The organism is Xanthomonas sp. CFBP 8445, assembly GCF_025666235.1.
GTDB lineage: Bacteria > Pseudomonadota > Gammaproteobacteria > Xanthomonadales > Xanthomonadaceae > Xanthomonas_A > Xanthomonas_A indica.
The window spans coordinates 1804505-1822055 of the sequence record NZ_CP102594.1; the positions used below are offsets into that span (position 1 = coordinate 1804505).

General features: G+C 71.3%; 13 protein-coding genes. 6 read left to right on the forward strand and 7 right to left on the reverse strand.

Annotated elements, in window-relative coordinates; translation table 11 throughout:
• Window positions 1-15 precede the first annotated feature (15 nt).
• The 4 genes from NUG21_RS07615 (at window position 16) to NUG21_RS07630 (ending at window position 3330) form a co-directional block, all read left to right on the forward strand.
• The gene (locus NUG21_RS07615; protein ID WP_160945857.1) at window positions 16-507 is read left to right on the forward strand and encodes an MOSC domain-containing protein; all 492 of its coding nucleotides are present in this window, start codon (window positions 16-18) and stop codon (window positions 505-507) included.
• Window positions 504-1031, forward strand: a complete 528-nt coding sequence (locus tag NUG21_RS07620; RefSeq protein ID WP_010343959.1) for an alpha/beta fold hydrolase — start codon at window positions 504-506, stop codon at window positions 1029-1031. The genes NUG21_RS07615 and NUG21_RS07620 overlap by 4 nt, the downstream gene beginning before the upstream one ends.
• A gap of 14 nt (window positions 1032-1045) precedes the next feature.
• Window positions 1046-1549, forward strand: a complete 504-nt coding sequence (locus tag NUG21_RS07625; RefSeq protein ID WP_263393055.1) for a GNAT family N-acetyltransferase — start codon at window positions 1046-1048, stop codon at window positions 1547-1549.
• A 167-nt stretch (window positions 1550-1716) separates the two neighbouring features.
• Window positions 1717-3330 carry an ATP-binding cassette domain-containing protein gene (locus tag NUG21_RS07630; RefSeq protein ID WP_263392718.1) on the forward strand — a complete coding sequence of 538 codons (1614 nt, stop codon included), beginning with the start codon at window positions 1717-1719 and terminating at the stop codon, window positions 3328-3330.
• A 166-nt stretch (window positions 3331-3496) separates the two neighbouring features.
• Here the strand turns inward: NUG21_RS07630 and NUG21_RS07635 are convergent, their stop codons facing one another.
• Window positions 3497-4327 carry an oxidoreductase gene (locus tag NUG21_RS07635; RefSeq protein WP_263392719.1) on the reverse strand — a complete coding sequence of 277 codons (831 nt, stop codon included), beginning with the start codon at window positions 4325-4327 and terminating at the stop codon, window positions 3497-3499.
• Between the two features lie 89 nt (window positions 4328-4416).
• On the opposite strand from NUG21_RS07635, the gene NUG21_RS07640 reads away from it, so the two are divergent.
• Both NUG21_RS07640 and rlmKL read left to right on the forward strand, forming a co-directional pair.
• Window positions 4417-5346, forward strand: a complete 930-nt coding sequence (locus tag NUG21_RS07640) for an AraC family transcriptional regulator (protein WP_263392720.1) — start codon at window positions 4417-4419, stop codon at window positions 5344-5346.
• Between the two features lie 337 nt (window positions 5347-5683).
• Complete coding sequence (gene rlmKL, locus NUG21_RS07645) at window positions 5684-7858, forward strand: bifunctional 23S rRNA (guanine(2069)-N(7))-methyltransferase RlmK/23S rRNA (guanine(2445)-N(2))-methyltransferase RlmL (RefSeq protein WP_263392721.1); 2175 nt, start codon at window positions 5684-5686, stop codon at window positions 7856-7858.
• Window positions 7859-7958: 100 nt separating this feature from the next.
• Here the strand turns inward: rlmKL and NUG21_RS07650 are convergent, their stop codons facing one another.
• The 6 genes from NUG21_RS07650 to ald all read right to left on the reverse strand — a co-directional run bounded on the left by NUG21_RS07650 (window position 7959) and on the right by ald (window position 17535).
• Window positions 7959-9002 (reverse strand): response regulator, encoded by a 1044-nt coding sequence (locus tag NUG21_RS07650; RefSeq protein WP_242080886.1) that lies wholly within the window; start codon window positions 9000-9002, stop codon window positions 7959-7961.
• Window positions 9003-9024: 22 nt separating this feature from the next.
• Complete coding sequence (locus NUG21_RS07655) at window positions 9025-13104, reverse strand: CHASE domain-containing hybrid sensor histidine kinase/response regulator (protein ID WP_263392722.1); 4080 nt, start codon at window positions 13102-13104, stop codon at window positions 9025-9027.
• A 299-nt stretch (window positions 13105-13403) separates the two neighbouring features.
• Window positions 13404-14645: a DUF445 domain-containing protein gene (locus NUG21_RS07660; RefSeq protein ID WP_160946056.1), complete on the reverse strand. Its 1242-nt coding sequence runs from the start codon at window positions 14643-14645 to the stop codon at window positions 13404-13406.
• A 151-nt stretch (window positions 14646-14796) separates the two neighbouring features.
• Window positions 14797-15636 carry a ParB N-terminal domain-containing protein gene (locus tag NUG21_RS07665; protein WP_263392723.1) on the reverse strand — a complete coding sequence of 280 codons (840 nt, stop codon included), beginning with the start codon at window positions 15634-15636 and terminating at the stop codon, window positions 14797-14799.
• 164 nt (window positions 15637-15800) lie between these two features.
• Window positions 15801-16115: an EthD family reductase gene (locus NUG21_RS07670; protein ID WP_019797380.1), complete on the reverse strand. Its 315-nt coding sequence runs from the start codon at window positions 16113-16115 to the stop codon at window positions 15801-15803.
• A gap of 307 nt (window positions 16116-16422) precedes the next feature.
• Window positions 16423-17535 carry an alanine dehydrogenase gene (gene ald, locus NUG21_RS07675; protein WP_160945867.1) on the reverse strand — a complete coding sequence of 371 codons (1113 nt, stop codon included), beginning with the start codon at window positions 17533-17535 and terminating at the stop codon, window positions 16423-16425.
• Between the last annotated feature and the right edge of the window lie 16 nt (window positions 17536-17551).

Consider the following 17551-nt stretch of genomic DNA (forward strand, 5'->3'; position numbering starts at 1 on the left):
TGCTAGCATTCGCCGATGACCCTGAATTCCGAAAGCCCGCTGGCGACCCTGCTGGCCACACTGCCGCGCGCCGGACGCGTGGAATGGATCGGCCTGCGCCCGGCGCGCGACGTGCCGATGCACGAAGTCGACGCCGCCGCGGCGCAGACCGATGGCGGCCTGCACGGCGACCGCTACGCCGGCCGCAACGGCAAGCGCGGCGTCACCCTGATCCAGGCCGAACACCTGCCGGCGATCGCCGCGCTGGCCGGCCATGCGGCGGTGGCGCCGGCGACCCTGCGGCGCAACGTGGTGGTCTCGGGCATTCCGCTGATCGCACTGAAGGGGCGGCGCTTCCGCATCGGCGAGGTCGAGCTGGAAGGCATCGCGCCGTGCGATCCGTGCTCGCGCATGGAGCAGGCGCTGGGGCCGGGCGGCTACAACGCCATGCGCGGCCACGGCGGCCTGTGCGCGCGCATCGTGCAGGGCGGCACGCTGCGCCTGGGCGATGCGGTGGTGGCGCTGTGAGCCGCGGTCACTGCATCCTCTCGCACGGCTTCGAGAGCGGGCCGGACGCGATCAAGGTGACGGCGCTGGCCGAGGTCGCGGAGCGCCTGGGCTGGAGCCATTCGCGCCCGGACTACACCGACCTGGACGCGCGCCGCGACATCAGCCCGCTCGGCGACGTGCCGACGCGTCTGCAGCGCCTGCTGGAACTGGCGCAGGCCGCGGCGCAGCGCGGACCGCTGGTGCTGGCCGGTTCCAGCCTCGGCGCCTACATCGCCGCGCAGGTGTCGCTGCACGTGCCGGTGCGCGGCCTGTTCCTGATGGTGCCGCCGACGCGGATGGGGCACATGCCGGCGCTGGACGCGGCGCCGGTGCCGACCTCGGTGGTGCACGCCTGGCGCGACGAACTGATTCCCGCCGCCGAGGTGATCGCCTGGGCGCAGGCGCGCGCGGCGCGGCTGCTGCTGGTCGACGACACGCATCGCCTGGGCGAGCACGTGGCGACGTCGGCGCAGGCCTTCGCCGAACTGCTGGAGCGCCTGTGAGCGCATCCGGCGACATGCTCTTGCGTGCGGAGCGGCCAGCCGACGCGGCGGCGATCGAGGCGCTGACCCTGGTCGCGTTCTTCCGCGTTGCGCACAGCCGCCACGACGAGCAGGACATCATCGAGCGGTTGCGCGCGGACGGCGCGCTGACCCTGTCGCTGGTGATCGAGCACGAGGGCTATGTCGTCGGCCACGTGGCGGTGTCGCCGGTGAGCCTGTCCGACGGCAGTCGCGATTGGTACGGCCTGGGGCCGTTGTCGGTGGGACCGGGACACCAACGCCAGGGCCTGGGCGCGCGGCTGGTGCGCGAGGCGCTGGCGCAGTTGCAGGCGCTGGGCGCGGCCGGCTGCGTGGTGCTGGGCGATCCGGCGTACTACGCACGCTTCGGCTTTCGCCCGGAGCCGGGGCTGACCCTGCCGGGCGCGCCGGTGGAGGCCTTCCAAGCGCTGGCCTTCGGCGAACGCCTGCCGCCGATGGCCGAGGTGGCTTACCACCCGGCGTTCCTGTCCGCGCCCTGAGCCCGCGCCGCGCGATCTCGCCCGACACGGGTCGGGTGCGCTAGCATCGTCCCGCACCTTCATCGAGGATCTACGCCGATGCGCCATTGATGCCGCCGTCTTCGCGACGGCCTTCGTCCTTCCTGCCGATCTCTTGGCGGGCACGACCGGCATCCCTGGAGGTTCCCATGACGCATCCGCTGCTTGCGCTGGACAGCGCGACCCATGTCCTGCCCGATGGCAGGATCCTGTTTTCCGATCTGCACTTCGCGCTCGATGCGCGGCCTACCGGGCTGGTGGGCCGCAATGGCGTCGGCAAGAGCGTGTTCGCGCGCCTGCTCGCCGGCGAACTGACGCCCAGCGCCGGGCGCTGCGTGCGCCACGGTCGCCTGCATTACGTGCCGCAGCAGGTCGCGCCGGCACCGCACGCCACCGTCGCCGATCTGGCCGGCGTGGGCGCGGCGTTGCGGGCGTTGGCACGGATCGAGGCCGGCAGTGCCGACGTGGCGGATTTCGACGCGCTCGGCGAGCGCTGGGACATTGCACAGCGCCTGCAGGCGCAGCTGCATGCGCACGACCTGGGCGCGCTGGAGCCGCACCGCCTGGCGGCCACGCTCAGCGGCGGCGAGGCGATGCGGGTAGCGTTGATCGGCGCCTGGCTGGCCGATGCCGATGCGCTGATCCTGGACGAGCCGACCCTGCACCTGGACGCGGCACAGCGGCAGCGCCTGCGCGAGGCGCTGCAGCGCTGGCCGGGCGGCTTGCTGGTGATCAGCCACGATGCGCTGTTGCTGCAGGACATGCAGCGCACGCTGGAACTGTCGCCCGGCGGCCTGCGCGACTACGGCGGCGACTACGCGTTCTACCTGCAGTGCCGGGCACGCGAGCGCGAGGCCACGCAGGCCGAACTGGCCCAGCACAAGCTGCAGCACGCGCGCGACAACGCCGCCTGGCAGGCGCAGCACGATCGACAGCAGCGGCGCAGTGCGCGCGGGCGGCAGCAGGCAGGAGCGGCCAATCAGGCGCCGATCCTGCTCGGTCGTCAGAAACAGCGCAGCCAGGACAGCGCCGGCAAGCGCGTGCGCGACCACCAGGCGACCCAGGCGCGCAGCCTGGCGCGGATCGCCGAGGCCGCGCGCCAGGTGCAGCCGGACGCGCCGGTGGCGCTGTTCGCGCCACCGGCGGCCGATGCGGCCACGCGCCGCCTGGTGGAGCTGCAGGCGCTGCAACTGCCGTTCGAGCCGGCGACGCGGCAGCCGCTGGACCTGGTGGTGCAGGGGGGCGCGCGGATCGGCGTGGTCGGGGCCAATGGCAGCGGCAAGTCGACCCTGCTGCGCGCGCTGGCCGGGCAGGTGCCGGCGCTCTCGGGCAGTTGCCGGGTACGCGCCGCCAGCGCCTACCTGGACCAGTCGCTGGCGCTGCTGGACCCGGCCGCCACCGCGCTGGCGCAACTGCAGGCCGCCGCGCCCGGCATGGCGCTCGCCGACCTGCGCACGCGGCTGGCCTTGCTCGGCCTGGACGCGCAGCGCATCGGCGTGCCCTGCGGCCAGCTCAGCGGCGGCGAACGGCTGAAGACCGCGCTGGCCTGCGCCTTCTACCGCTCGCCGCCAGCCGAGCTGCTGTTGCTGGACGAGCCGGACAACCACCTGGACCGCGAGGCCCGCGACGCGCTGCGTGCGGTGTTGCTGCAGTATCCCGGCGCGCTGCTGGTGGTCTCGCACGATGCGGCGTTCCTGGACACGCTGCGCTTGCAGCAGCGCTTGCAGGCCGATGCCGAGGCGTGGCGGCTGACGCCGTGGTGAGTGGCGTGCGCTGTCGTCGACGTGGTCGTGCCGTCGGGTGTTGCGTAGCGAGCGGGGGGAGGGCAGCAACAGCGCCAGCATCCTTGTCGCGGTGATTTACGCAGTCGGCAGCCTTCATCGATGCCGCGTGGTCGACGCGCGCGGCAGGCGGCGCGGCGGCCGCCGCTCAGGCATCGGTAGAACGGCTCACCGCCTCCCATGCGGCGATGTCGGTCTTCAGGCGGTCGAGCTTGTCACGCACCAGGGCCAGCGCGTCGCTGCCCAGCAGCAGGTGCGCGGGCGGCGCAGGCGCGTCGATCAACGCCAGCATGGCCTGGGCGGCCTTGGCCGGGTCGCCGAGCTGGCGGCCGCTCTTGGCCTGGCGGGCGTCGCGGATCGGATCGAACAGCGCGTCGTAGTCGGCGATGCTGCGCGGCGTCCTGACCATCGAACGGCCCGCCCAGTCGGTGCGGAACGACCCCGGCGCCACCGCCGTCACGTGGATGCCCAGCGCGGCGACCTCCTGTCCCAGCGCCTCGGAAATGCCCTCCAACGCGAACTTGCTGCCGCAGTAGTAGGCGATGCCGGGCATGGTGATGAAGCCGCCCATCGAGGTGATGTTGACGATGTGTCCGCGACGTCGCTGCCGCATGGAGGGCAGGACCGCCTGCATCATCGCCACGGCGCCGACCACGTTGACCTCGAGTTGGCGACGCAGAGCCTCCAGCGGCGATTCCTCCAGGATCCCTTCGTGGCCGTAGCCGGCATTGTTGACCAGCACGTCCAGCGGCCCGACCGCGGCTTCGAGCTCGGCGACCATGCCAGGAATGGCGTCGACGTCGGTGACGTCCAGCACGCGCCCGACCGCCCCGGCGCCGAGCGCCTCGAACTCCTGCCGCGCCTGCGCGCTGCGCACGGTGCCGACGACGCGGTGTCCGGCCGCCAGCGCCGCTTGAGCCAGCGCGCGGCCGAAGCCGCTGCTGACGCCGGTGATGAGCAAGGTTTTCTGTGGTGTCATGACACGCTCCCGAGAGGATGAGGGGCGAATGATGCGATGATCGACGCGCCGCTCCGATGCCGCGCTCTCTGCGATCCTTGCCTGTTTCTATGACTGCTGCCGCCAGTTCCGTGGACTTGCTGCGTGCCCTGGCACCGCAGGAGGGCTACACCTTGACCGCGTTGCCGGATGTGCGCGTGCTGCGCTCGGACCGGCCGTTGACCGACACGCCGGTGCTGTACGACCCGGGCATCGTCATCGTCTGCCAGGGCGCCAAGCGCGGGCATTTCGGCGATGCGGTGTATGTCTACGACGAGCAGCACTATCTGTCCGTCGCCGTCCCGGTGCCCTTCACCATGCAGTCCGATGGCAGCCCGGAGCGGCCGCTGCTGGCGCTGTACCTGCATCTGGATTTCCAGCTTGCGGCGGGACTGCTGGTCGAGCTGGACCAGGCCGGTCCGGTCCAGCTCGCGCAGGCGCCGGCGAGCATGGTGTCCAGTCCGATGGACGAGGCGTTGCGGCAGACCGTGCAGCGCCTGCTGCAGGCGCTGAGTCACCCGCTGGACGCGGCCATCCTCGGCCGCGCGCTCGTGCGGGAGGTGTACTTCCGCGTGCTGACCGGACCGCAAGGCCATGGGCTGCGTGCGGCCCTGGCGCAACAAGGGCACTTCGGCCGCATCGGTCGCGCCCTGCAACGCATCCACCGCGACCACGCCCGGCGTCTCGACGTGGCGGAGCTGGCGCGCGAGGCCGGGATGAGCACGCCGTCGTTCCATGCGCATTTCAAGGCGGTGACCCGGGTCGCGCCGATGCAGTACCTGAAGTCGATCCGCCTGCACCAGGCGCGCCTGCTGATGGCGCGCGAGGGCATGACCGCAGCGGGCGCCTGCCACGCGGTCGGCTACGAGAGCGCCTCGCAGTTCACCCGCGAGTTCAAACGTCTGTTCGGCCGGCCGCCGATGGCCGAGGCGCGGCGCATGCGCGCCGAGTTCGCCGTGCCTCCGGTCGCACCAGGGGCCGGATTCGTGGCCTCGCATTGAGCGATGCGTTGCCTGCCACGGCCGTGGGCGGGCGTCTGCAGCGCCGCCTGCAGCTGTCACGGCGCTGAGTCGGTCGCCAGGCGAGCGCCGGCCGGGGCGTCTCCATGCGAGGCGTACGAGGCCAGTGGCGGCCGCGGCGCGCACTGCGCCAGGACCCTGCGCAGCAGGCAGGCGCGCGCAGGCCCTGTGGTATTCTGCGCGCCGTTCCGGTGCGGTGCGTTCGCGTGCTCACCCCGATCCGCGGCCGCGGCCGCGGCAACGCCGGATCCGGCGCTGCGATGCGCCACGCGCGCGGCGTCCGCCGTGCCTCCCTCCCGTCCGTCCTGGTCCGCCTTCCGTGAAATTCTTCGTCTCCTGCGCCAAGGGCCTGGAATACCTGCTCGTCGATGAGCTGCTCGCGCTCGGCGTAGCCCAGGCCACCGCCACCGTCGCCGGCGCCAATGCCGAAGGCAGCCTGCAGGACGCGCAACGTGCGGTGCTGTGGTCGCGCCTGGCCAGCCGCGTGCTGTGGCCGTTGCAGTCCTTCGACTGCCCCGACGAGGCGGCGCTGTACGCCGGCGTGGCCGCGCTGCCGTGGCGCAGCCATCTGGCGCCGCAGCACACCCTGGCGGTGGACGCGCATGTGTCCGGCACCGGCATCACCCATGCGCGCTTCGCCGCGCAGCGGGTCAAGGATGCGGTGGTGGACACGCTGCGCGGCGAGGGCCTGGAGCGGCCGTCGGTGGACGTGGAACACCCGGACCTGCGCCTGAACCTGTCGCTGCGCAAGGGCCGCGCCACGCTGTCGGTGGACCTGGGCGGCGGCTCGCTGCACCGGCGCGGCTGGCGCCAGGCGCAGAACGAGGCGCCGCTGAAGGAGAACCTTGCCGCGGCGGTGTTGCTGCGCGGGCAATGGCCGGCGCTGTATGCGCAAGGCGGCGGGTTGCTGGATCCGATGTGCGGCAGCGGTACGCTGCTGATCGAAGGCGCACTGATGGCCGCCGAGGTGGCGCCGGGCCTGCTGCGCGGCGAACTGGCGGCGCAGCAGCGCGGCGACACCGATGCCGATGCCGCGCCGAGCCGCTGGCTGGGGTTCGATCTGGCGGCCTGGCGTGCGCTGCTGGCCGAGGCGCGGCAGCGTGCCGAAACCGGTCGCGCCGCATTGCGCCCGGTCCTGTACGGCAGCGACATCGACCCGCATGCGCTGCGCGCGGCGCGCGAGAACGCGCTGGCCGCCGGCGTGGCCGAGGCGATCGCCTTCGCCGTGCACGATGTCGCTGCGTTGCCTGCGCCGGCGCAGGCGCTGGGCACGGTGGTGTGCAATCCGCCCTACGACGAGCGCCTGGCCGCCGACGCGGCGCTGTATCGGCGCCTGGGCGATGCGCTCAAGCGGGCGGTGCCGCAATGGCGCGCCAGTCTGCTGTGCGGCAGCGACGAACTGGCCTATGCCACCGGCCTGCGCGCGGCCAAGAAGTACCAGATGTTCAACGGCGCGCTGGAGTGCCCGTTGATCGTCTGCGACCCGATCGCGGTCGCGCCGCGGGCCGGCGCCAGCGAGGAACCGCGCGCGCTCAGCGACGGCGCGCAGATGGTTGCCAACCGCCTGCGCAAGAACCTGCGCAAGTTCAAGAGCTGGCGCGCGCGCGAGCGGGTCAGCTGCTACCGCGCCTACGACGCCGACCTGCCCGAATACGCGGCGGCGATCGACGTGTACCAGGAAGACGGCGGCCAGGCGCGCACCTTCCTACACGTGCAGGAATACGCGGCGCCGGACAGCATTCCCGATGCGGACGTGCGCCGCCGCCGCAACGAACTGCTGGCGGCCGCGCGCGAAGTATTCGCGGTGCCCGCCGAACAAGTGGCGCTGAAGACCCGCGAACGCGGCAAGGGCGGCAGCAAGTACGGCCGTTTCGAGCAGCGCGGCGAGTTCCTGGTGGTGCGCGAGCACGAGGCGCTGCTGCGGGTGAACCTGTTCGACTACCTGGATACCGGGCTGTTCCTCGACCACCGCCCGCTGCGCGGGACGATGGCGCAGCAGGCGCGCGGCAAGCGCTTCCTCAACCTGTTCTGCTACACCGGCGTGGCCAGCGTGCAGGCGGCGGTGGCCGGCGCCGATTCCACCACCAGCGTGGATCTGTCCAGCACCTACCTGCAGTGGTGCGCCGACAACCTGGCGTTCAACGGCAAGGGCGGCGCCCAGCACCGGCTGGTGCAGGCCGACGCGCTGAGCTGGCTGGAGGCGGAGAAGAACCGCTACGACGTGATCTTCTGCGACCCGCCGACCTTCTCCAATTCCGCGCGCGCCGAGGATTTCGACATCCAGCGCGAGCACGTGCGGCTGTTGCGCGCGGCGGTGGCGCGGTTGATGCCCGACGGCGTGCTGTACTTCTCCAACAATTTCCGCCGCTTCAAGCTGGACGAGAACGCGCTGGCCGAGTTCGCGGTCTGCGAGGAGATCAGCGCGCAGACCATCGATCCGGATTTCGAGCGCAACCCGCGTATCCATCGCGCCTGGCGCTTGCAGCGGCGCTGAGCGCGCGCCGCCGGTGCCTCGTAGGAGCGGCTTCAGCCGCGACAGGCGTTACGGGTAACGCCGTCGCGGCTGAAGCCGCTCCTACGGGATGCGCCGTGGCTCAGTTGCCGCGGTGCCGCAGGGTGGCCTGCGCCTTGCCGCGTTGCGGCGGCTCTTCCTCCGCTTCGCGTTCGTTCCAGTACGCCTGGATCTGCAGGATCTGCGGCAGGATCGCCTCGAACAACTGCACCAGGCGCGGCTCGAACTGGCTGCCGGACTTGTCGCGGAACAGCGCCAACGCCTGATCCAGCGGCCATGCGTCCTTGTACGGGCGCGGCGAGGTGAGGGCGTCGAACACGTCGGCCAGCGCCACGATCCGCGCCGATTCGGGAATCTGCGTGCCGGACAGGCCGGCCGGGTAGCCGCCGCCGTCCCAGTGCTCGTGGTGGTACAGGGACACCTCGGCGGCGAGACGGAACAGCGGCGCGCTGCTGCGGCTGAGGATGTCGTAGCCGATCCGCGGGTGCCGCTTCATCACCTGCCACTCGTCCGCGTCCAGCGGCCCGGGCTTCTTCAGCACCGCGTCGGGGATGCCGATCTTGCCGGTGTCGTGCATCGGCGCGGCCTGTTCCAGCAGGTCGGCGTCCTCGCGCGACCAGCCGGCGGCCAGGGCCAGCGCACGGGCGTAGGCGGCCATGCGCCAGATGTGGGTGCCGGTGTCCGAGTCGCTGTAGTGGCCGGCCATGCCCAGCATCTCGATCGCGGCGCGGTGGCTGTCGGCGAGGCTGGCGGCGCTGACCAGCGACAGGTGGGTGCGCACCCGCGCGCGCAGGATGCTCGGCGAGTACGGCTTGGTGATGTAGTCGACGCCGCCAGCGTCGAAGCCGATGCTCTCGTCGGCGTCCTTGTCCTTGCCGGTGACGAAGATGATCGGGATCGCCGCACTGCGCGCATCTTCCTTGAGCGTGCGGGCCAGGGTGTAGCCGTCGACGTCGGGCAGGTCCACGTCCAGCAGGATCAGCGCCGGGCGGTGCTTGGCCACCCCGCGCAGCGCTTCGGCGCCGTTCTTGGCGAACACCAGCGCGTAGTCCTCGCGCAGCAGCTGCCGGATCAGCGCCAGGTTGCTGGGTTCGTCGTCGACACAGAGAATGCACGGCTGGGTCATGGTGGTGTCTCGTTACGCGCGCTCAATCGTGTGCATCGGCCAGCCATTGCCTGACCTTGGCCTCGGCCTCGCGGAAGGAAAAATTCTCCAGCAACTGCTGCAGCTCGGCGGTTTGCGCCGGCGGCAGGACTGCGGCCAGTTGCCGCAGCGTGTGGTCGATGCGGTCCGGATCGTCGCTGTCCAGCACCTGCAGCACCTGATACCAGGACGCCTGCAGCGTTGCCGGGTCCACCACGGTGTCGGCTGCGGCCGCCGGTCCCGTCGTGCCCGGGGTGGCGTCGGCGAAGCGCAGCACTTCGGCGGCGGTGTCGGCCATCGCCGCGGCCAGTGCGGCGATGGCGGCTTCGGCCTGCGTCGGCGCGGTGCTCAAGCGTTCTTCGAGCGCGGCGCTGGCGACGCTCAGCGCCGGCAATGCCAGCGATCCGGCCGAACCGCGCAACTTGTGCGCCAGGGAGAGCGCCTCGGCCGGCCGTTGCGCGTCCAGCAGGGCGCGGACGCTGGCCGCCGGGTCGGGATACTCCTGCAACAGCTTCAGCAGATAGCGTCGATACGGATCGCGCTCGCCCCACAGCCGCTGCGCCTGGACGGTATCGAGCAACGCCGGGTCGCTGACCGGCCAGTCGTCCGTCGGCAGCCCCGACGCTGGCGATGCGAGCGGCAGCAGCGGCAGCGCGGCCAGGTTCGGCGGCAGGAACCGGCGGATGATCGCGATCAGGTCCTCGACCTGAAAGGGTTTGGCGATGAAGTCGTTCATGCCGCTGGACAGCGCCATCTCTTGTTGCTGGCGATAGGCGCCGGCGGTGAGGGCGATCACCGGCACGGCGGCCAGCTGCGGATCGGCGCGCAGTTGACGGGTGGCTTCGTAGCCGTCCATGGTCGGCATCTGCACGTCCATCAGCACCACGTGGAAGCGACCGGGATCGCGGCGTAGCCGCTGCAGCGCCTGGGCCCCGTCCTGCGCCAGGTCGACCAGCGCGCCTTCGCCTTCGAGGATGCGCTGCGCGACCTCGCGGTTGATGTCGCTGTCGTCGACCACCAGCAAGCGCGCCCCGGCCAGGCGCGCGACGCCGTCGCTGGGCGCCGGCGCGGGCAGGTCGCCATTGCGACGTGCCAGCAGCATGGCGATGGTGCGCTGCAGGGCCGAGGCGGTGACCGGCTTGGTCATCACCGCATCCACGTCGGCCACGCCGGGCTGTTGCTCCTGGATCATGCGCCGCTCGTAGGCGGTGACCATGACGATGATCGGCTGCCGGTCCGGCGCCGATTGCGCGCGGATGCGCTGGGCCACGCTCAGCCCGTCCAGGTCGGGCATGCGCCAGTCCAGCAGGATCACGTCGAACTCGGCGCGTTCCGGCGCGGCCGCGGCCAGCGCGGCGGTGCCGCTGGCCACCGCTTCCACCTGCCAGCCGAAGCCGTTGGCGATGTCGGTCAGGCTGCGTCGCACCAGGTCGTGATCGTCGGCGATCAGCACCCGCCGCGCCTGCGCCGGTTCGGCGTCGGCGGCCGGTGCCGGCGCCACGGCGAACGGAATGACGAAGTAGAAATCGCTGCCCTGGCCGGGGGCGCTCTGGACTTCCAGTTGCCCGCCCATCAGTTCCACCAGGCGCCGGCTGATGGTCAGGCCCAGGCCGCTGCCGCCGTAGCGGCGGCTGGTGGAGGTGTCGGCCTGCAGGAACGGCGAGAAGATCAGGCTCTGCTTCTCGCGCGGGATGCCGATGCCGGTGTCGCGCACCGAGAACAGCAGTTTGAGCTTGCCGGGTTCCCCGCCGGGGAAGGCGCGCACCGACAGCGCCACCTCGCCCTGTTCGGTGAACTTGATGGCGTTGCCGACCAAATTGATCAGCACCTGGTTCAGGCGCAGCGCATCGCCGCGCAGCCAGCGGCAGCCCGGCGGCTGCGGCTCGACGATCATCTCCACCGGCTTGGCGCTGGTCGCCGAGGTCATCAGGGCGGCGATGTTCTCCAGCAACTCGTTGAGATCGAACGGGGCCGATTCCAGGTCGATGCGCCCGGACTCGATCTTGGAGAAGTCGAGGATGTCGTTGATGATCTCCAGCAGGTTGCGCGCGGACAACTCGATCTTCTGGATCATGTCCTGCGCCGCCTGCGACAGCGCGCTGTGCCGCAGCAGGTACAGCATGCCCAGGATCGCGTTCATCGGCGTGCGGATCTCGTGGCTCATGTTGGCCAGGAAATCGCTCTTGGACTGGTTGGCGGTTTCGGCCGCGTCGATCGCCAGGCGCAGTTCGCGCTCGTGGCGCTTCTGCTCGGTCAGGTCGACGGCGATGCCGAGGTAGCCGATCACCCGCTCGTCGTCGTCGCGCAGCGTGCTCAGCGTGAGCAGCACCGGGAAGGCATGGCCGTCCTTGCTCAGGTAGGTCCACTCGCGGGTATCGCTGCGCCCCAGCGTGGACAGCGCCGCCACCGACTCGAACGAGGGCTGCACCGGCATGCCCGACTGCGCGGCCATGCGTTCTGCGCGCGCGCTCAGTTGTTCCGGATCCAGGAACAGGCCGGTGGCCTTGCGCCCGATCAGTTCGTGCGCGGCGTAGCCGAGCAGGGTCTCGGCGGCGGGATTGAACAGGGTGATGACGCCATCGGGATCGGTGGCGACGATCGCGTAGCCGGCATTGGCCAGGATCGCGCGCTGCAGCGCCGAATAGGTGACCAGTTCGCTGGTGCGCTCGGCCACCTGTTGCTCCAGCGTGGCGTTGAGTTCCAGCACCCGCGCCTGCGCGCGCACCTGCTCGGTGACGTCGTGCAGCAGGTGCGAATGGCCGATGGTGCCGCCGCCGGTGCCGGCGATCGGCGAGACGCTGGCCAGCACGCTGACGATGTGGCCGTCGCGGTGGCGCAGTTCGCGAACGCCGTCGCCGCCGCCGCCGGCCGGATCGCGGATCTGCGCGCCCAGCAGCTGCTGCAGCGGTTGGCCGATGGCCTGCTCCGGCGTATAGCCGAAGATGCGCATGGCCGCGGGGTTCCAGTGGGTCACCCGGCCGTGCAGGTCTTCGGCGACGATCGCCTCGCTGGTGCCGGCGACCAGTGCCGCCAGTTGGCTCTGCTCGCTGAGGATCAGGTCGCGGCGGCGCAGGCTGGTCAGGAACACGTACAGCAGTGCGGCGAGCAGCAGCGCGATGCCGCCGGCCAGGGCGCCGGCCAGCAGCGGGGAGAATTGATCCAGCGAGCGCACGAAGCCCGGCGTGGCCTGCGCCCCGATCCGCCACTGGCGGCCGTACACGGTGAGGGTGCGTTCGGCGGCCGGCCCGCCGGCCAGGATCGGCGTGGCGTCGTCGCGGTAGAACGGCTGGGCCGGGTTCTGGCTGTCGGCCAGGCTCAGGCGCAGCTCGTTGCTGTGATCGTCGGAGGAGGCCAGCACCTCGGCGATGTTCAGCGGTGCGTAGGCCCAGCCGCTGGTGGCCTGCCAGCGTTGTTCCGGGGTCTGCAGCGGCAGGCCCTCGCGGTACACCGGCAACAGCAGCAGGAAGCCGCCGTTGCCCAGCCCAGGGGTCTGTACCAGGCGGATCGGCGCAGTGATGGTGGGCGCGCCCGACCGCGCCGCGGCGATGGCCGCCGCGCGCCGTGCCGGCTCGGAGGCGATGTCGAAACCTTCGGCGGCGTTGTTGGACCGTGCCGGCTGGATGTAGACGATGACGAAACGGTCGCCGTCGTGCGGGGCCAGTTCGCCGATCTGCAACGACGGCGCGCCGTCGGCGCGGGCCTGCTGCAGGAACGCGGCCTCGTCGGTGCGCGGCACCCGCTGGATGTAGCCGAAGCCGCGCACGCCGGGAAATTCGTGCGGATAGTCGCGCGAGGCGCTGTAGCGGGCGAAGCGCGCGCGAGAGATGCGGTCGCCGCCGGCCGCGATCACCGCCCCACGCGCGCCGCGCAGGCCATGCTCGTACATGTCCAGGCGTTGCCGCAGATCGCTGGCCACGTGCGAGGCCAGTTGCTGGAAGCGCGCCTGCGCCTGTGCGCGGTTGCGCTGTTGCACGCCATGCGCGATCAGCAGCGCGGCGAGCAGTCCGACGGCCAGCACGGCCAGCGCGGCGAGCCGGGCCGGACGCGCAGGGCCGGCGGCGGATGTCCGGCGTTTCTTCGACATGCTCCCCCTTCCTTTGGCGAACGCGCGTTCGGCACGCGCATCGGCTTCCTTCGGGCTGGTTGCGGAATGGCGTTCACAGTCACGGCGAACGTCCCGCAGGCCATGCCACAACGCTAGCGCGGGCGGTGCGGCCGCGCCAGTCCTGCCGGCGAAAGAACCGAGGCGTGTCTACACCTTGCTGCGTGGATGGCACGGCGTGTCGCGGGCGAGCGGTCCGCGACACGGTGCTTCTGCATCGCGTCGCGGGCCGGCGCCTGGCCAACCGCGCGAGCGGGGCATTGCATCCTCGTCATCCACGCTCAGCCAAGCAGCGTGACGGCAGCGTGCAGCGCCAGCCCGATCAGCCCGCCGACCAGGGTGCCGTTGAAGCGGATGTACTGCAGGTCGCGGCCCACGCTCAATTCCAGTTGCTCGACCAGGTGGCGTTCGTCCCAGCCCTTCACGGTCTGTGCGATGTGCTCGGTGACGCCGCTGCGCAGACGCTGGGTGAGCCGCTCGGCGCCGCCGAGCAGGTGCTGGTTGAGCGCCTCGCGCAGCGCCGGATCCTGCGCCAGCGACTGGCCGAGCGCGCCGAGGGCGCGCTGCAGGTGCTGCACCAGCGCGCCGTCCTGGCGCGACAGGTCTTCGCGCAGCGCCGCATGGATCTGGTCCCACAGGCCCTGCACGTACTCCTGCACGCCGGGGTGCTCGATCAGGCGCTGCTTCAGCGCCTGCACCTTGTCGGCGGTGGCCGGATCGGCGCGCAGCCGCTGCACATAGCCGCCGAGCCAGCGCTCGTAGTCCTGGCGCAGCGGGTGCTGCGGCTGCGACAGCACGTCCTGCAGTTCCTCCAGCAGCGCATGCGCCAGCCGCTCGGCGAGGGTGTCGGCGATGCCCTCGACCGGCTTCACCCATTCCACGGTGCCGACCAGCTTGGGCCACTCGCGGCGCGCGTACTTGACGATCATCGCCGAGACCCGCTGCTTGACCGCGGCATCGTCCAGGTGCCGGCCAAGCCGGGTCAGCGCTTCGTCGAGCAGCGCCTGGTGGCGGCCATCGGCGGTGAGCAGGCCGAGGATGTCGCCGGCGGTGGCCGCGGCGTCCCAGTCGCGCAGCCGCGCCACCACGAAGCCGTGGATGCGGCGCCGCACCGCGGCCTCGTCCAGCAGGTCCAGCGCCTGCAGCGCCCAGCCGCGGGCCAGGTCGGCCAGCCGCGCCGACTGCGCCGGTTCGGCCAGCCACTGGCCCAGCCGCGCCGCGGGGTCGAAGGCGTTGAGCTTGGCCAGCAGCGCGCCCGGTTCCAGGAACTGGTCGCGCACGAACACCGCCAGGCTGTCGGCGATGCGCGCCTTGCCGTGCGGGATGATCGCGGTGTGCGGAATCGGCAGTCCCAGCGGATGCCGGAACAGCGCCACCACCGCGAACCAGTCGGCCAGCGCGCCGACCGTGGCCGCTTCGCAGAATGCGCCGACCCAGGCCCACACGCCGTGCAGGCCCATGGCATGGCTGAGCAGGAAGCCGCACAGCATCGCCAGCAGCAACAGCGCCGCCAGCAGCTTCATGCGCCGCAATTGCGCGCGGCGCGGATCGGGGGGCAGGGTGGGGCCGGAAGACACGCTCATGCGGACGAGTCTACGCAGTGCGCGGTGAGCGCGGCTGCATGGACGGCGGCCGCGGTCTCCGGCAGGGACGCCAGATGCGCGTGCGCGCGGATCAGCCCGGCAACTGCGCGCGCAGCGCCGCCACTTCCTCGCGCAGCGCCTGGTTCTCGGCTTCGAGGTCGGCCACGCGCTGGCGCAATGCCAGCGTCGCGTCGCCGTCGGCGTCCGCTGCCGGAGCCGCGTCTTCGGACGCGGCCGGCGGCGCCGGTTTGGGCTTGCGCTTGGACTCGCGGGCGCGCTTGGCGGCCTGCTTCAGTTCGTCCTTGCCGGCCATCGCCGCGGCGCGCTGTTCCTCCTCGGGCAGGCTGGCCACCGCGGCGGCGGCATTGATCGAGATCGCACCGGACTTGACCGCTTCCACCACTTCGGCGGCGGCCTGCTTCTGGATCTTCTCGATCTGCACCACCTGGCTGTTGCTGAGCCGCGCCACGCGCGCCAGGTCGGCGCGGCTCAACGGCGCGGGCGCGTCGGCCCAGGGCGGCGTATCGGCGTCGCTCGCCGCCTCGGCGGCAGCATCCGCGTCGGCGGCGTCGGCCGCGGGTGCGTCCGCGGCGGCCGCACTGGCACGCCGCTCGGCGAGGATCTCGCGCTTGCGCAGCGCCAGCACGCCGCGCTGGAAATCGGAGACGCTGCGCCGGCCCAGGTGCTGGTCGATCATCCACAGGTGCACGTCCTGCAGCGACTGGAAGCGGGTGTTCTGCACGGTCTGGAACGGCAACCCGTGCTTCTGGCAGATGCCGTAGCGGTTGTGTCCATCGACCAGGATGTCGCCCCACAGCACCAGCGCGTCGCGACAGCCCTCGGCCAGCAGGCTGCGTTCCAGCGCGGCGTACTCGTCGGGAGTCAGCGGATCGATATAGGCCTTGAGGTCTTCTTTGACAACGATGTTCATCAACGGGGCAGCACGGCGTGGCTCGGGGGGCGGCATTGTAGAGGGCAGGGATTGGGGATTGGGGATTGGGGATTCGCAAGAGCGTCGAGCTGCCTATCCGACGCTGCCGCGCGCTGTCCGGATCCCTACTCCCGAATCCCCAATCCCGGCTCGCGCAGCGAGCCTTATCCCACCACCACCTCACTAATCTGCATCATCGGCGTCAGGTCGGTGTAGTTCTTGATGTCGCCGAGGATCTCCTCCGCGTGCGGGCCGAAGCCGGCCTGGAAGGCCTCTACCGACTCGCTGAAGATGTGGCACATGCCGACGTAAATCGGATCGCTGCCGGGGGTGCCGCCGGACAGGCCCTTGTCCACCGTGTAGCGGAGGCAGGCGGCGCCCATGCGTGCCTGCACCAGCGGCATGTGCGTGTCGCGGTAGTAGGCATGGTCGAAACGGGCGCCTGGCGTGTACGGATACATCACGCTGACCTTGATCATGAAGCGGCTCCTGTGGCGGCAATGGACCCCGACCGGGCGCCGGGGTGGCGCAAGGCTACACCCGGCCTCGGCTGGCGCGTGCTGCGTTGCGGCGGGTCGTGGGGCGTGTGCCAGGAATCGGGAATCGGGAATCGGGAATCGGGAGCCGGGAATGGCAACAGCAAAAGCAACAGCAACAGCAACAGCAACAGCAACAGCAACAGCAAGCGATGCGGCTGACGGATTGCCCAATGCGCGCGCTGCAGTGCCTTTTCGATTCCCTATTCCCGATTCTCCATTCCCGGCTTACCGGCCTCACAGGCAACCGTCAGCCCAGCGCGTCCAGCGGCCGCACGAAGTCCTGGCCCAGCGCCTGCGCCACCGCGCGGTGGGTGAGCTTGCCGGCGTGCACGTTGAGGCCGTTGCGCAGGTCCTGGTCGTCGCGCAGCGCCTGCAGGCCGTGTTCGGCCAGCAGCAGCACGAACGGCAGGGTGGCGTTGGTCAGGGCGAAGGTGGAGGTGCGGGCCACGCCGCCGGGCATGTTGGCCACGCAGTAATGGACGATGCCGTCGACCTCGTAGGTGGGTTGCTGGTGGGTGGTCGGGTGGCTGGTCTCGAAGCAGCCGCCCTGGTCGATGGCCACGTCCACCAGCACCGAGCCGGGTCGCAGCAGCGCCAGTTGTGCGCGCGACACCAACTTGGGCGCGGCCGCGCCGGGGATCAGCACCGCGCCGATCACCAGGTCGGTGTGCGGCAGGCACTGCTCGATCGCAGCGCGGGTGGAGTACAGCGTGGTCAACTGCTGGCCATAGAGTTCGTCCAGGTACTTGAGCCGCTCCAGCGAGCGGTCCAGCACGGTCACGCGCGCGTGCAGGCCCATCGCCATGCGTGCGGCGTTGATGCCGACCACGCCGCCGCCGATCACCAGCACCTGCGCCGGGGTGACCCCGGGCACGCCGCCGAGCAGCACGCCGGAGCCGCCCTGCGCCTTCTCCAGCGCATGCGCGCCGGCCTGGATCGCCATGCGCCCGGCGACCTCGCTCATCGGCGCCAGCAGCGGCAGGCCGCCGTGGCCGTCGGTGACGGTTTCATAGGCGATGGCGGTGCAGCCGGAGCGCTGCAGCGCCGCGGCCTGTTGCGGATCCGGCGCCAGGTGCAGATAGGTGAACAGCAGTTGCCCGGGGCGCAGCATCGCGCATTCCTCCGGCTGCGGTTCCTTGACCTTGACGATCATCTCGGCCTGCGCGAACACGCTCGCCGCATCCTCGGCGATGCGCGCGCCGGCGCGTTCGTACTCGGCATCGGTGAGGCCGATGGCCTGGCCACCGCCGCGCTGCACCAGCACCTGGTGGCCGTGCAGCACCAGTTCGCGGACTCCCGACGGGGTCAGCCCGATCCGGTACTCGTGGTTCTTGATCTCTTTCGGAACGCCGACCAGCATGAGCGGTTCTCCAGGC